This is a genomic window from Paenibacillus sp. FJAT-26967, from assembly GCF_001541095.1.
Taxonomy (GTDB): domain Bacteria; phylum Bacillota; class Bacilli; order Paenibacillales; family NBRC-103111; genus Paenibacillus_F.
Window position 1 is genome coordinate 812,781 of sequence record NZ_LMXH01000001.1, and the last position, 14,909, is coordinate 827,689.

Consider the following 14,909-nt stretch of genomic DNA (forward strand, 5'->3'; position numbering starts at 1 on the left):
TCGTTAGCAGGCAGGGAAGCTGTTAAGTAAGGGAGGGAGAGGCTGTGACGGAAGAACGGGGAGAGGAACCTCTCCACATGAGGACCCGTGAGGAAAGCGAGGAGCTCATCCGCAATAAACTCGCACTGCTGCCGGATAAACCCGGATGCTATCTCATGAAGAATGCCGAAGGTAAAATCATTTATGTTGGGAAAGCCAAAGTACTTAAAAACCGCGTACGTTCTTATTTCACCGGCAGCCATGACGGTAAAACGCAGAGGCTCGTATCGGAAATACGCGATTTCGAATATATCGTAACGTCCAGCAATATCGAGGCGCTTATTCTGGAGTGCAACTTGATCAAGCAGTACTATCCCCGCTATAATGTGCTGCTCAAAGACGACAAGTCGTTTCCTTATATCAAAATCACTAATGAAGAGCAGCCGCGTCTGGAAGTTACACGCAAAATCATTAAGGACAAAGGAAAATATTTCGGACCTTATCCGAATGCTTTTGCGGCGCAGGAAACGAAGAAACTCCTGGACCGTCTGTATCCGCTCCGCAAGTGCAAGACGATTCCGGACCGGGTCTGTCTTTACTATCATTTGGGGCAGTGCCTCGCTCCTTGTGTGCATGATATAACGAGGGAGCAGAACGAAGAGATGGTGCAGGGAATCGTCCGTTTCCTGAGTGGAGGACATGACCAGGTCAAGAAGGAGCTTTCCTCCAAAATGCATGCCGCGGCTGAAGAACTGAACTTCGAGCGCGCCAAGGAACTGCGCGATCTTCTGATTAACATCGATGCGGTGATGGAGAAGCAGAAAATCACGACGACCGACGTGGTCGACCGGGATATTTTCGGCTATGCCGTGGATAAGGGCTGGATGTGCGTACAGATTCTGTACATGAGGCAGGGGAAGCTGATCGAACGGCATGTGACGATGTTCCCTTTCTACGGGGACGAATACGACGACTTCGTGTCGTACGTCATGCAAGTGTACAGCGAGAACCCGGCGCTGCCCAGGGAGATCTTCCTGCCGGGGCGTTCGCAAGCCGCTGCAGACACCGCCCTGCCGGTGGAATCGGCAGCCGTACAACCTGCGGATCCTTCGGATGCCGCCGCGCTGCCGGAAGCCGCTGAGGGTGCGGGGCAAGGCATCTCGCCTGCGGCAGGAGCATCTGGACGCAGCTTTGCAGACGCCGGCGGAAGAAGCCGCAGGGAAGCCGCCCTCGCGGAGCTTGCAGACCATGCAGCTGCCGAAGAGGCCGATCTTCACGCCGCGGCAGGGCCTTCCGACAGCGACCAGAAGGACGTCAAAGCCGCCCTGGAGAGCTGGCTGAAGGTGAAGGTCTACTTCCCTCAGCGCGGACTGAAGAAGCAGATGATCGAGATGGCGACCGACAATGCGCGTGTCGGTCTGGAAGAAAAATTCCGGCTGATCGAGCGTGACGCCCAGCGGACCGTACTGGCTGTCGAGCAGCTCGGCAGCTGGCTGGGAACCGGGCCGGTGCGCCGGATTGAGGCGTTCGACAACTCGAACATCCAGGGCTCAGACCCGGTTGCGGGGATGGTCGTCTTCACCGACGGTAAGCCTGACCGCAAGGAATACCGCAAGTTCAAGATCAGGACCGTGAAGGGACCGGACGATTACCAGTCCATGCGTGAAGTGATACGCCGCCGATATGAGCGGGTGCTGAAGGAGAATCTTCCGCTTCCCGATCTGATCATCGTCGACGGGGGGAAGGGGCAGATATCCGTCGCAGTCGATGTCTTGGAGAACGAGCTGGGCTTGTTCGTGCCCGTATGCGGCCTCTCCAAGGACGTCAAGCATAAGACGGCGATGCTTCTGGCAGGCGATCCTCCCCAGGTCGTGCCGATTCCGCGCGACAGCCAGGAGTTCTATCTGCTCCACCGGATTCAGGATGAGGTCCACCGCTACGCCATTACATTCCATAGGGAAAGCCGCGCGAAGTCCATGGTCGTCTCTCAGCTGGACGCCATTCCGGGAATCGGCGAGAAGCGCAGGAAGCTGCTCCTGAAGCATTTCGGTTCGGTTAAAAAAATAAAAGAGGCCGCAGTCGAAGACTTTAGGCCTCTTGGAATCGGCGAGAAGCTTGCCGAAGTTATTCTTCAATCCCTCAGGGGAGAAGTGGAGGGGGAGCCGCAGAACTAGGCGGCTTCTTTTTTTTGCCGTGCAGCCAGGAAGCGGCATACCCGATTAAAGCGGGCAGCCAGATGTAGGCGATGCCCAGCAGGGGCTCGCTCTCAGGGCCAAGCGTCAGCAGTGTCAGCCCCATGAGAATGCTGTTCATTGCGGTATGGGCGAATACTACGGTGAGCAGGCCGTATCTCAGGAAGGCCAGTCCGAAAACCACGCCGAGCAGGGTTACCTCAATCAGCCGGGTGTATACCGGATAGATCGGATAGGCCGTATGCCCGGCGGCCCAGATCAGGCTGGGAATCAGCACCGCCAGCCATTGGAGCCGGAAGCGGAATAGCGTCAGGAAGAGAGCGATTCCGAGCAGCCGGAATGTCGCTTCTTCCGAGATGGCAGCCGCCCATGCCATAAGAGGCAGAAGACCGGGCTGGAGCAGGTTCTCGGGCGATGTGGACGGATCATTGATGGACCAGACCCCGAGTCCTCTCTCGAATATCAGGAAGAGCACCTGCTGAAGCCCCAGCAGGAAAAGGCAGAGAAGATAACCCTGGAGCATGCTTCGTTTGACGTGCGGGCCAAAGTCTTCTTCGCTCCAGCGGGGCCACAGGCTTCTCCCTGCACGCCGCCACAAGCCTTCTCCGGCAACAAAGGAGAAGTAGACGGCTGCGCCCATCAGCAGCGTTACGAAGTTCATGAGCAGCAAGGCCGCCATCGTGTCCTGACCGTCTGCCGTCATCGGACTCATTGTTTTGTATGCCGGGTAGGAATTGATATTATTCATCACGTAAATCACGATAAAAACAGCCGTTAGCAGCACTCCCCGGCCAAACTGAACCGTTCTGCGCCTTACGATTGTATAGGCTAGGGCGGCCAGTGCCATAAGACCGTTTCCCCATAGGGAAATTCGGGTCATGAAGGCAGCGGCATCATCCTGCTGATTAAGCCAGGAAGAATACGACTGGGGAAGGTCAAAACCTTGCTGGAGTGAGATAACACGGCTGCCTTCCAGCTGTACGGTGATCTCCATCGCAGCCTTGCCGACCGTGTCTTGGGTCCGCTTGAATACCAGCTGGCCCGAAGAGCCCGCTTCCCCCGGAAGCTGGCGGAATTGCTCGGGCTCATACCCGAGGGAGGATATGGCACTGCGTGCATAGGAGACCCGCTGCGCCTCGGAGAGGGAGCCTGGCTGCTGCATCGCTGTACTCGCCTGAAGCTGTTTCCACCCGAGTACGGCCTTAGTCTCACGATGGATATCTACCGTCCAACGTTTGCTACCGGGTGATTTCTCCGCGACTTCAACGCGGTAGAAATCCAGCGGCAGCTTGCTGCCGTATGTATCTTTGTAGGTCTGCTGAAGCTTCTCCTTCTCCAGGTACCCGCTCATGTCTTTGTCTGACTGATAGACGACGAAGGTATCTAACGAGGTTCCGGGCGCTGTTAATTCCTGCTGCTGCAGCCAGTGTACCGCGGATTCCGCCGCTTGGGCTTTGGTTATTCTCTTCATTGCATCAGTTGGGGCCGTTTCAGAAGAATCTGAGCTGAGGTTGTAGGCCAATAAAGCGGCGATATACAGAATGATACCGATTCCGGCTAACAGCAGCAGGGACCTGTCAACTCTTGTTTTTCTCATAGGCAAGCCTCCGCGATCTCTTGTTTTTCTAAACGTAACATAGTTTATGCAAGGATGCCAAATGGTGTCTGCCAGCTAGCTGTAAGTAGATTCAGGCCTTTTCCCCCTCCAAAACCAGGATAAAAGGGAATTGTATTCGTTGAACAACAGATATATAATTCTGATGATTCTCAAGCTCGATTAACTTCATACGCCGAATTTCCATAGGAAAGCGGGGGAACCATATCCATGGGGTGAATTTTGCCGCAAAGCCTGAAAAGGCCGGGGCGAATAGGGTGCCTGTACATCCGAATCCGACAGCTAACCTCGCAGGCGAAGAGCAGGAACCATACCGAAAGGCAGTGGGTTTCCAGTGTCTTTTTTGCGTTAACATTTTTAGGAGGAACCCGTATTGTTGAAAAAGGTGAAATTCAAGCCGCCCCAAGTTCTCGTGCTTGGTTTTGCGGGTATTATCCTGATTGGCACACTGCTGCTCATGCTGCCTGTATCCTCTGTGAACGGACAGGCCCTGTCCTTCATTGATGCGTTTTTTACAGCGACCTCGGCCACTTGTGTGACCGGACTCGTCGTCGTTGATACCGGGACCCATTTTACGCTCTTCGGGCAAATCGTAATCATCTTACTGATTCAGATAGGCGGGTTAGGGTTTATGAGTATGGCCACGCTGTTTGCATTTATTCTGCGCAAGAAAATTTCACTGAAAGAAAGGCTGCTGCTGCAGGAGGCGCTTAACCAGGGGAGTGTAGAGGGCATTGTCCGCCTGTTCCGCAAGGTGTTGATTTATTCCATGACCATCGAAGGAATCGCCGCTGTGTTATTTACGCTGAGGTGGTCGCAGGACCTGGGCTTCGCCCAAGGGCTTTACTACGGCATCTGGCATGCCATCTCCTTTTTTAACAATGCGGGATTTGATTTGTTCGGCCCGATCACGGGCAAGTTTAGTTCTCTCACCGCCTATGCCGATGATTTTGTCATCAATATGGTCTCTGTTTCTCTTATTATACTCGGCGGTATCGGTTTTATTGTCATTTCGGATCTGATCGAATACCCCAGTAAGAAAAGACTCTCGCTTCATTCCAAGCTTGTGCTAAGCGCAACGGGAATCTTAATCGCACTGGGCACTCTCGTTATTTTTATCTTCGAATACTCGAATGCGAAGACGCTGGGATCTCTCGGATTCGGAGGAAAGCTGCTTGCCTCCCTGTTCCAGTCGGTTACGCCCCGCACGGCGGGAGCGAATACGCTGGATTTGCCTGCACTGCGTCAGGCGACGCAATTTTTTATTATTGTTCTCATGTTTATCGGAGCTTCCCCGGGTTCTACGGGGGGCGGTATCAAGACAACGACGTTTACTACACTTGTAGGAGCGATTATTGCGATGATCCGGGGCAAAGAGGATATTGTGTTTTTCCGTAACCGGCTCGGTAAAGACCGGATTCTCAAAGCTATTACCTTGACGATGTTCGCCCTGTTATTTGTCATTCTCGTTACGATGCTCTTATCGACGACGGAGGATCACGATTTTCTGATGATCTTGTTTGAAGTCGTTTCCGCATTCGGTACGGTGGGATTATCTCTGGGATTAACGACACAGCTGACGATTTTCGGGAAGGTCATGATCGCGCTGACGATGTTCGCAGGCCGGCTTGGCTTGCTCACGCTCGCCTATGCACTACAGCCAAAGAAAGAAAAAGAATTGTATCGGTATCCGGAAGGTAAAATCACGATAGGTTAGGGGATAAAAGAAGATGGCATCATCTATTCAGTACGCAGTTATCGGGCTCGGGCGATTCGGCTCCAGCTTGTCCAAAGAATTAACAGAACTAGGCCATGAAGTGCTCGGAATTGACAGAGACGAGGAGAAGGTCGATGAGATGAGTGACATTCTCACTCATAGTGTGGTGGCGGACGCTACCGATGAAGAGGTGCTCCGCTCGCTTGGCGTCCGTAACTTCGATTGTGCCATTGTGGCAATCGGCGACAACATCCAGGCAAGCATCATGGCTGCGATCCTGCTCAAAGAACTTGGGGTCAAAACGGTTGTAGCCAAAGCCCTGACCGATCAGCACGGCAAAGTGCTGGAGAAAATCGGGGTGGACCGGATTATTTTCCCGGAAAGAGATATGGGCATCCGCGTCGCTCACCAGCTCGTATCCCCGAATCTCCTCGATTTTATTGAGCTCTCGAAGAATTACACCATTGCGGAGCTCGTCGTATCGAAGCGGATTGCCGGGCTTACGCTCAAAGAGCTTGACCCCAGAGCCAGATACGGCTGCAGTATTGTAGCGATTAATAAATCGGAAGACATGATTATCGCTCCTACCGCGGACGATATTCTGCAAGAGAACGATGTGATGGTCGTTATCGGACGCAAAGACCAGATTGATGATTTCGAGAGCGAAGCCATCCGTTAGAAAAGCCGTTTTCCCGATACACGGGAAGACGGCTTTTTGGCAGGTATGCTGATGAAAGTTCAAGCTGATTGGTGTTAATGCGTGATTCATTTTCTTATTATTTCAGGGGCGGTGAATTTTTCCTTCATCTATATAGGGATTCTCAATGCAATGAGAATTGAATGGCGGGCCCAGCTCTATGATTCTCCGGAGAAATGGCCCTTGGCCTTTTGTATAAAATGAGTGACCGCGTCATTCTGATGAGTTTCTTTTACGAAAATAAGCGAAGTCGTCCTGGGTGTCTGCAAAAGTTCAGGAAGCTCGCGGACACATAACCCGCTGTGATCCTGATGCTTGTCGTGCAAATAGGATTTGGGCAGCAGGGTAGCGGCCTGGCAGGTGACGACAAGGCGCATGATCGCCTCGAAGGAATCGATCTCCATTTTGACATCCGGAAAAATAAAATAACGGTGGAACAGTTCGTCCGTGAGGACCCTGTACCACGTCCCTTTGGAGAACAGAATCATAGAGAGTCCGTTCAAATCCGCAATCGTCAAGGATTCCCGCTCCAAATAAGGATGCCCTTGGGGGAGGACCAGGCACAAATGGTCATCGAACAGCGGCTCGCAGGCCAGGCCGGGCTGGTCGATTGAGGAAGCGACGAGTCCGATATCGACTTTTTTTTCTTTGACCATCATGACGATTTCATGGGTCTTGCCTGTCAGAGCTTTCATGTCGGTATAAGGGTATTCGGCCAAATACATCGTAACGAGTTCGGGCAGGGTAGTCTGCAGAGTCGTCAGGCTGGCTCCGATGGTCAGGCTCATATGCCTCCCCGCTGTCTTGTGCTCATGCAGAGTCTGAAGAAAGCGGCGCTCGTCCTGACGCTGCTCCAAGGCGTATTCGTAGGTGATCTCTCCGGCACGGGTGAGGTCAAGGCGCTTGCCTTTGCGGGTGAAGAGCTTAATGCCGAGCTGCTCTTCCAGTTTCATGATTTTGCGGGACAAAGCGGGCTGAGACAAGTTCAGAACTTGCGACGCTTTATTGAGGCTGGCTTGTTCGACAACAATCGCAAAGACGTCGAGATGTTCCATAATTAACCCTCCGTAGGTCGAATTTCATCTCTATATGCAAAATAATTATAATGAATATAAGAAAACAGCAATTCCATTATAAGCGATAAAGAGGTACGATGTATATGTCACCACTTGTTCACAAAAATTTCAGGCCTTCGTCGCTAAAAGAAAGCAGGATTATGCGATGGAAGCGCCTTTTTGGCGGTTGACGGTCCCCGGACAGGGGAGTACAATTGAATTTGGTTTTGTCTGGAATTGTCGAGACATAATAAGTCTAGGCGAATTATTTGAGGGGGGACGCATTACCAATGGGCAAGAATTCTTATTTTAACCGCAAATTGCATTCCTTGCTTGGTGTTATTCCGGTTGGTTTTTTCTTGATTGAGCATTTGCTGACCAACTTTGAAGCAACTAAGGGACCTGCAGCGTTTGTGGACCAAATTAACTGGCTGAACAGTTTGCCGCTCGTACTTTTACTCGAGATCTTCGGCATTTGGATTCCGCTTCTGTACCATGCCGTTTACGGCCTGTACGTAGCGTTCACAGCCCGCAACAATGTTAGTCAATATGGATATTTCCGTAATCAGATGTTCTTGTGGCAGCGTATCACCGGAGTTCTTACGTTCCTGTTCGTAGCCTGGCATTTCTTCGAGACCCGTTTTCAAGTGGCAATCGGCAACGTCGAGCATGAGCGCCTGGGTCAAACGATGCATGACATCGTAACGAATCCCGTTCTGCTTACGGTGTACGTAATTGGTGTACTGGCGGCGTCCTTCCACTTTACAAACGGCATGTGGTCGTTCCTTGTAAGCTGGGGTATTACGGTAGGACCTCGTGCGCAGCGTATTTCATCTATTATTTGGATGGTACTGTTTGTAGCAATGGCAGCAATGTTTATTGCTTCGCTCGTGGCGTTTATGGATCCGCAGTTCCAGGAGCTTCCTGTACTGAGCGAAAATTGATTGGGAGGATGAACAGCAATGGCTAATTCAAAAGTAATTGTCGTAGGCGGCGGTCTGGCCGGACTCATGGCAACGATCAAGGCAGCGGAAGCTGGGGTGCCCGTTCAGCTTTTCTCCCTGGTTCCTGTTAAACGTTCCCACTCCGTATGTGCGCAAGGCGGTATTAACGGAGCGGTTAATACAAAAGGTGAAGGTGACTCTACATGGGAGCACTTTGATGATACAGTTTACGGCGGTGACTTCCTGGCTAACCAGCCTCCGGTCAAAGCGATGTGTGATGCCGCTCCCGGTATCATTCACTTGATGGACCGGATGGGCGTTATGTTCAACCGGACACCGGAAGGACTTCTTGACTTCCGCCGTTTCGGGGGCACGAAGTATCACCGTACGGCATTTGCAGGTGCTACGACAGGCCAGCAGCTGCTCTACGCGTTAGACGAGCAGGTACGCCGTTTCGAGACAGCGGGCCTTGTAACGAAATTCGAGCACTGGGAATTCCTAGGGGCAGTCATTGACGAAGATGGCACGTGCCGTGGTATCGCCGCTCAAGATCTGCGCAACATGGAAATCCAGACGTTTTCTTCGGATGCGGTTATTATGGCAACCGGAGGTCCTGGTATTATCTTCGGCAAAACAACCAACTCCGTTATTAACACAGGTACCGCTGCGAGTGCTGTTTACCAGCAGGGCGTGTATTATGCCAACGGTGAGTTTATCCAGATTCACCCGACAGCGATCCCGGGTGACGACAAGCTGCGCCTGATGTCTGAGTCTGCGCGTGGTGAAGGCGGCCGGGTATGGACGTATAAAGACGGTAAGCCTTGGTACTTCCTTGAAGAGAAGTATCCGGCATACGGAAACCTGGTACCGCGTGATATCGCAACGCGGGAAATTTTCCATGTGTGTAATGACTTGAAGCTCGGCATCGACGGTGAGAATAAAGTATATCTGGACCTTTCCCACAAAGATCCCAAAGAGCTCGATGTTAAATTGGGCGGTATTATCGAAATTTACGAGAAGTTTACAGGCGACGATCCTCGCAAGCTTCCGATGCAAATCTTCCCTGCAGTCCACTATTCCATGGGCGGTCTATGGGTGGATTACAACCAGATGACGAACGTACCGGGACTATTCGCTGCCGGTGAGTGCGATTACACCGTTCACGGTGCAAACCGTCTGGGCGCGAACTCCCTCGTATCCGCTATTTACGGCGGTATGGTGGCGGGTCCTAAAGCAATCGAGTATATCCAAGGTCTTGACCAGCACGTTGAAGATATGTCATCCGCAATCTTTGACCGTGAGAAGAAAAGACACGAGGAGAAATACGAGAGCCTGCTGAATATGAATGGTACGGAGAATCCTTATGTGATTCACAAAGAACTGGGCGACCTGATGAACTCTACCATGACCGTTGTCCGTTACAATAAAACGCTTGAAGAAACGATTACCAAGATCAAAGATCTTAAAGCACGTTACATGAACATCGGCATGATGGACAAAGCCCGCTGGAACAACCCGACCGTAGCTTTCACCAGACAGCTGTGGAACATGCTTGAGCTGGCCGAGGCGATGACGCTGGGTGCTCTTCTCCGTAACGAGAGCCGCGGTGCTCACTATAAGCCGGAGTTCCCTGAACGTGATGACCAGAACTTCCTGAAAACAACCAAAGCTAAGTGGACCCCTGAAGGTCCGGTTATCGAGTATGAGGATGTAGACGTATCGCTCATCCCGCCGCGTAAACGCGATTACACGACGGACAAGAAGAAAAAGAAAGAAGCGAAAGAGGGAGGGAACTGATCATGGCCGAAGTGCAAACAGCTAGCAAAACGGTCAAGTTTATCGTCACCCGCCAAGATAATCCCGAGTCCGCGCCATATAAAGAGGAATTTGAAATTCCTTACCGTCCAAATATGAACGTGATTAGCGCTCTGATGGAAGTTCAGCGGAACCCGAAGAAATCTGACGGGCAGGATACAACTCCTGTATGCTGGGAATCCAACTGTCTCGAGGAAGTGTGTGGCGCTTGCTCGATGGTGATCAACGGGAAAGCCCGCCAAGCGTGTTCTGCTCTGATCGACAAGCTTGAGCAGCCAATTCGCGTAGAACCTATGCGTACTTTCCCGGTTGTAAGAGACTTGGTTATCGACCGTACCCGGATGTTCAATGCTTTGAAGAAAGTGAAAGCATGGATTCCGATTGACGGTACGTATGACCTGGGTCCTGGGCCGCGTATGGCGGAATCCAAACGCCAGTGGGCTTATGAGCTGTCGAAATGTATGACTTGCGGCGTATGTCTGGAAGTATGTCCGAACGTCAACGACAAGACAAGCTTTATCGGTCCAGCAGCCATTTCCCAAGTGCGCTTGTTCAACTCCCACCCGACCGGTGAAATGAACAAGGATGACCGACTGGATACCCTGATGGAAGATGGCGGTATCGAAGGCTGTGGTAACTCACAGAACTGCGTACGCTCTTGTCCAAAAGGTATTCCGCTTACTACTTCCATTGCTGAAATGAATAAAGATACGACAAAACACCTGTTTAAGAAATGGCTGGGCAGATAAGCCTGACTGTTCTTAACCGCTTTGAAAAGAATACGGCACTTCCTCGTCTGTTTAAGACGAGGGAGTGCTTTTGTTTTGAAACTGTTAACCGGGTAGACTTGGCGGGAAGTTATTTTCTCCGACTGCAACCAGATAGAGAAATGAGGAGAAAAAATGTGGAAAGCGATTCTGCTTGTATTTCTGGGCTCCTGTAGTTACGGAATGCTCTCTACGATTGTGAAATTTGCTTATGAGGCCGGCTTCGAACCGGGAGAAGTTGTCGGAGCGCAGAATTTATTCGGTACTCTTATCTCCTTGGCGCTGGTGCTGTTGATATCCCGGAAGAAGATGAGCCCCCGCCAATGGATTGCGCTGCTGCTCGTCGGTCTGACGACTGGTTCCACGGGGATCTTCTATTATAATTCCTTGCAGACAGTTCCTGCTTCTATTGCCATCGTACTGCTGTTCCAGTTTACCTGGATGGGCGTTATTCTTGAGGCGGTTCTGAACCGGAAGAGACCCAGCCGTGAGAAAGCGATCTCCATTGTCCTGCTGCTCATAGGGACGGGGCTGGCTTCGGGGATTGCCGGAGTCGGGACCTTGGACTTGCCCGTTATGGGGGTTGCTCTTGGTTTGCTGTCTGCCGTGACCTATACCGGCTTCATATATTTCAGCGGCAAAGTCAGCACAGAGGTTCCTGCACTCAATCGGACTTTTCTCATGAATTTGGGCGGGTTTATACTTGTATCCATTTATCATACACCAAGCTTTCTATGGAACGGGGCTCTTGGGGAAGGATTATGGAAGTATGCGCTGCTTGTAGGGATTCTGGGCGTTGTGCTCCCGACGCTATGCTTTAATTATGGCATACCTAAACTGGGCACGGGTCTGGGAGCTATTATCGGGGCTGCAGAGCTTCCTGTTGCGGTTATTATGTCGGCGGTGCTGCTTCATGAGGGCGTCTCGCCGCTGCAGTGGGCTGGTGTGCTTGTGATCCTGTTTGGTATCGCATATCCGCATTTGAGGCGAAAGCCGGGTTCAATCATGCGGAGTGAAAAGTAAAGGCTATTCTCTGGCAGAAAAATAAAACGCGTTAGTGTTATCCATGGATAACACTGACGCGTTTTGTGTTAGATGCAGTGTTAGATGTAAGAAGGCGGATAGATGCTGCGTTATTTAATTATGAAGATCCGGGGGACAAAAACCGGCTGGTAGCTCGGCCGTTATTTTCGTGCAGAAGTGACCATCTATCTGCTGGAGACGCAGTGCAGAACAGGTATAGAAGCAGCGGAGGGGCTCTATTCTGGAACAAGAATTCAGCCCCGAGCGTGCTGCCACTGATCTTAGAGCCTTAGAGCCTTAGAGATCGTTTGTGAGCACGACCTTGCCGACTGCTTCGCCCGATTCGAGGAGGCGGTGTGCATCGGCCGCACCGGTGAACGTGAATCTGCGCTCATCGAGCAGCGGGCGCAGGTGTCCTTCGTCGGCCAGTTTGGCGAGGCGCGCGAGTGTCTCGCCATGATGGTTGCGGCCGGCGCCGGTAAGGAGGGGCAGCACGGTGAATACGACGTGCAGCGTCAATCCCTTCGCATGAAGAGGGCTTAGGTCATGCGTGGAACGCGCGGCAATGGCGACGACATGGCCGCCTGTCCCTGCGGCAGCGAAGGAGCGGTCGAGGTTCTCACGGCCAACCGTATCGAACACGACGTCGAAGCCGCTGCCACCGGTGCATCTGCGGACGTAGTCCTCTACCGCTTCCGCCCGGTAGTTGATCACTCCGTCCGCGCCGAGCTTCGAAGCGATCGCGAGCTTCGTTTCGCTGGATGCAGTCGCGAACACTTCGGCGCCGCCCCATTTCGCGAGCTGGATCGCGATGTGGCCGACGCCGCCCGCCGCGGCGTGTACCAGCACCCGCTGCCCGGGCTGCAGCCGGGCGCGGTCGAAGAGGCCCTGCCAGGCGGTTAACGCCACGACTGGCAGGGCCGCCGCCTCGCTCATGGAGAGCGAGGCGGGCTTGTGGGCGACGAGATCGGCGTCCGCAAGCATATATTCGGCGAGGGCACCGCCGAAGCCCTTGAAGCCGCCTGCGAGCCCGTAGACTTCGTCGCCGGGGGAGAAGCGCGTCACGCCGTCTCCGATGGCCTCGACGATGCCTGCGACATCGCCGTGCAGGATTGCCGGCGTATCGGGGGCCACGCTGGGCATCAGGCCTTGCCGGATACGCGTGTCAATAGGGTTGACTCCGCTGGCAGCCACGCGGATCAACAGATGGCCGGGCTTAACGGCCGGCTTCGGGACTTCTTGAACGGTAAACATATCCGGTGCACCGAACGATTCGATAACGACTGCTTTCATATTCATATATAAGCACCTCCGTGAAGTGAAGTCTCTTCCTTGAACTGCTTTTATTATAAGGGAGCCCCGTATTCTTGTAAAAAACAGGTGAAGGACGAACATACGGCTTGTGATCTGACAGATCCCAAAAACAACCGTTCCCGGATGAAAACCCCGAGAAACGGTTGCTTTTTGCAGCTCTGTCTGCTGGCCGGGGAAATGGACAATCTGCCATTGATCAGAATCCGTTATTCTTGGCCCTGAGCCTTGTTATCCGATTCCATCTGCAGCTGCTCTTCCTTATGCTTTAAAAATTCCCTGCCATATTCACCATGGGGATGAATCCCCGCATGCTCCATTTGGATCGTGGAGTGCGAGATCCCGTACTTATCTTTTAAAGTTTCATTAATAGCAAGGATAATGCAGAACGGCTGAATATTATCATCGATAAATACATGCGCAGTCAGAGAATAGTGATCCGTAGAAATCGCCCACAAATGCATTTCGTGGACATCCTCGACGCCTTCAACCAGTCCGATATCTTTGCGGATTTCTTCCAGATTGAATTTGCGCGGTACGGATTCCATTAGAATCAGATACGATTCTTTAATGATTTTGCTTCCTCCGATAAAAATAATACCGCCAATGACCATGGAGATAAGCGGATCGAACCAGAGCAATCCCGTGAAATAAATCAGGATGGCCGAGATAATGACACCCGCGGAGCTTAGAAGGTCTCCGATAAAATGCCACAGCGCACTCTGGACGTTCAAATTTTCCTCTTCCTTGACGCTGTGATGCAGAACGAGAGTGAGCACGAGATTCACGACGAAACCGATTGACGCGATGATCAGCATGAGCTTGAAGTCGATCGGTTCCGGGTTTAAGAATCTGCGGATTCCTTCGATAAAGATTCCGACCGCAATGATCGCAAGCGCAAGGCCGTTCAGGAACGACGCGATGATCTCAAACCGCAAGTAGCCAAAGGTATATTGCGGGTTCGGTTCCCGTGTAGCCAAATAAATAGCTGTCATACTCAGGCCGAGCGCAATGACATCGGATACCATATGTGCAGAGTCGGATAACAGCGCGAGAGAATTGGACATAATGCCGCCGACTATTTCAACGATGGTGAAGAACAAAGTGAGCATAAGCGTAATCCAAAGCGTTCGTTTGGAAGTCGACTGCTCTTTGACATGGTGAAGATGATGATAATCGTACATGGGGTTACCTGCTTTCCTTGACGGGATAATCGATTTCCTCGCGGCTATCGACACCGGTTTTGTTGGAATTATACGTCACCTGCCCCTAACACGCAATGGGGAAGTTGGTTCCGGAGAAGCCTCTTTACAGTAAATTTAGTATAACGCTTTCATTTTTGTTACATAAATGAAACATTACTGTTACGATCTCATAATATAAGGGAGGTATTATAATAAGCAAGACCCCCTTTTTAATATACAACGTTTCAGGCTTACCCCGTTGGTAAGCCTGCTTTTTTTGTCTGGAAACATAGTAAGCTCCGTAGACTGGCAATTGCTCCAGCAAGAGCAGCAGAACTCTCCGCATCCAGAACCATTGATTGAGCGGGGGCGTGCAGCTGTCTGGAACTCATTAAAATAGCGCTGCAAAAACCTCGGAATGCCGCTCGCCACACGCATCATTTCCATAGTCTGCGGACAAATCGTACAGGATATTAACAGCATCCCCTTCTTCTCTGAGCAGGATAAACCATTTGAAAGCTGCCGTTATCAGTCGTACTTTAATCGTCAACGCCAATAAACCGGCCGGTTCATCCCGGTCGGTTTATTGGTGCAATCTACAGGTTTCAGC

At 51.9% G+C, this 14,909-nt stretch carries 11 protein-coding genes and 1 riboswitch; of the genes, 7 read left to right on the forward strand and 4 right to left on the reverse strand.

Annotation, left to right across the window (positions count from 1 at the left end):
- Nucleotides 1–77 precede the first annotated feature (77 nt).
- Nucleotides 78–2,153, forward strand: coding sequence for an excinuclease ABC subunit UvrC (gene uvrC / locus AR333_RS03560; RefSeq protein ID WP_172798821.1), 2,076 nt, complete (start codon nucleotides 78–80; stop codon nucleotides 2,151–2,153).
- Here uvrC and AR333_RS03565 read toward each other — a convergent pair.
- Nucleotides 2,119–3,768: a CPBP family glutamic-type intramembrane protease gene (locus tag AR333_RS03565; RefSeq protein WP_068773944.1), complete on the reverse strand. Its 1,650-nt coding sequence runs from the start codon at nucleotides 3,766–3,768 to the stop codon at nucleotides 2,119–2,121. The two genes, uvrC and AR333_RS03565, sit on opposite strands and share 35 nt — an antisense overlap.
- Before the next feature lie 181 nt (nucleotides 3,769–3,949).
- Nucleotides 3,950–4,097: riboswitch (cyclic di-AMP (ydaO/yuaA leader) on the forward strand.
- Nucleotides 4,098–4,159: 62 nt separating this feature from the next.
- On the opposite strand from AR333_RS03565, the gene AR333_RS03570 reads away from it, so the two are divergent.
- A complete protein-coding gene (locus AR333_RS03570) occupies nucleotides 4,160–5,503 on the forward strand; it encodes a TrkH family potassium uptake protein (RefSeq protein ID WP_068773945.1) in 1,344 nt (447 codons plus the stop codon).
- Nucleotides 5,504–5,516: 13 nt separating this feature from the next.
- On the forward strand, nucleotides 5,517–6,182 hold the full coding sequence (locus tag AR333_RS03575; RefSeq protein ID WP_068773946.1) for a TrkA family potassium uptake protein: 666 nt from the start codon (nucleotides 5,517–5,519) through the stop codon (nucleotides 6,180–6,182).
- 176 nt (nucleotides 6,183–6,358) lie between these two features.
- Here AR333_RS03575 and AR333_RS03580 read toward each other — a convergent pair whose 3' ends face one another.
- Nucleotides 6,359–7,255, reverse strand: a complete 897-nt coding sequence (locus tag AR333_RS03580; RefSeq protein WP_068773947.1) for a LysR family transcriptional regulator — start codon at nucleotides 7,253–7,255, stop codon at nucleotides 6,359–6,361.
- A 290-nt stretch (nucleotides 7,256–7,545) separates the two neighbouring features.
- Here AR333_RS03580 and AR333_RS03585 point away from each other — a divergent pair, with 290 nt between their 5' ends.
- The 4 genes from AR333_RS03585 (at nucleotide 7,546) to AR333_RS03600 (ending at nucleotide 11,804) form a co-directional block, all read left to right on the forward strand.
- Entirely contained in the window at nucleotides 7,546–8,199 is a 654-nt protein-coding gene (locus AR333_RS03585; RefSeq protein ID WP_068773948.1) for a succinate dehydrogenase cytochrome b558 subunit, read from the forward strand.
- Between the two features lie 18 nt (nucleotides 8,200–8,217).
- Nucleotides 8,218–9,996: a succinate dehydrogenase flavoprotein subunit gene (gene sdhA / locus AR333_RS03590; RefSeq protein ID WP_068773949.1), complete on the forward strand. Its 1,779-nt coding sequence runs from the start codon at nucleotides 8,218–8,220 to the stop codon at nucleotides 9,994–9,996.
- 2 nt (nucleotides 9,997–9,998) lie between these two features.
- Nucleotides 9,999–10,763 (forward strand): succinate dehydrogenase iron-sulfur subunit, encoded by a 765-nt coding sequence (gene sdhB, locus AR333_RS03595; RefSeq protein WP_068773950.1) that lies wholly within the window; start codon nucleotides 9,999–10,001, stop codon nucleotides 10,761–10,763.
- Nucleotides 10,764–10,916: 153 nt separating this feature from the next.
- Nucleotides 10,917–11,804 carry a DMT family transporter gene (locus AR333_RS03600; protein WP_068773951.1) on the forward strand — a complete coding sequence of 296 codons (888 nt, stop codon included), beginning with the start codon at nucleotides 10,917–10,919 and terminating at the stop codon, nucleotides 11,802–11,804.
- A 297-nt stretch (nucleotides 11,805–12,101) separates the two neighbouring features.
- Here the strand turns inward: AR333_RS03600 and AR333_RS03605 are convergent, their stop codons facing one another.
- Complete coding sequence (locus tag AR333_RS03605) at nucleotides 12,102–13,097, reverse strand: zinc-dependent alcohol dehydrogenase family protein (RefSeq protein WP_068775106.1); 996 nt, start codon at nucleotides 13,095–13,097, stop codon at nucleotides 12,102–12,104.
- A 227-nt stretch (nucleotides 13,098–13,324) separates the two neighbouring features.
- Nucleotides 13,325–14,299: a cation diffusion facilitator family transporter gene (locus AR333_RS03610; RefSeq protein ID WP_068773952.1), complete on the reverse strand. Its 975-nt coding sequence runs from the start codon at nucleotides 14,297–14,299 to the stop codon at nucleotides 13,325–13,327.
- Nucleotides 14,300–14,909 lie beyond the last annotated feature (610 nt).

Bases quoted from the DNA above. Each gene is read 5' to 3' on its own strand.
- uvrC (WP_172798821.1), top strand. From the start codon at position 78: ATGAGGACCCGTGAGGAAAGCGAGGAGCTCATCCGCAATAAACTCGCA.
- AR333_RS03565 (WP_068773944.1), bottom strand. From the start codon at position 3,768: ATGAGAAAAACAAGAGTTGACAGGTCCCTGCTGCTGTTAGCCGGAATC.
- AR333_RS03575 (WP_068773946.1), top strand. From the start codon at position 5,517: ATGGCATCATCTATTCAGTACGCAGTTATCGGGCTCGGGCGATTCGGC.
- AR333_RS03580 (WP_068773947.1), bottom strand. From the start codon at position 7,255: ATGGAACATCTCGACGTCTTTGCGATTGTTGTCGAACAAGCCAGCCTC.
- AR333_RS03585 (WP_068773948.1), top strand. From the start codon at position 7,546: ATGGGCAAGAATTCTTATTTTAACCGCAAATTGCATTCCTTGCTTGGT.
- sdhA (WP_068773949.1), top strand. From the start codon at position 8,218: ATGGCTAATTCAAAAGTAATTGTCGTAGGCGGCGGTCTGGCCGGACTC.
- sdhB (WP_068773950.1), top strand. From the start codon at position 9,999: ATGGCCGAAGTGCAAACAGCTAGCAAAACGGTCAAGTTTATCGTCACC.
- AR333_RS03600 (WP_068773951.1), top strand. From the start codon at position 10,917: ATGTGGAAAGCGATTCTGCTTGTATTTCTGGGCTCCTGTAGTTACGGA.
- AR333_RS03605 (WP_068775106.1), bottom strand. From the start codon at position 13,097: ATGAAAGCAGTCGTTATCGAATCGTTCGGTGCACCGGATATGTTTACC.
- AR333_RS03610 (WP_068773952.1), bottom strand. From the start codon at position 14,299: ATGTACGATTATCATCATCTTCACCATGTCAAAGAGCAGTCGACTTCC.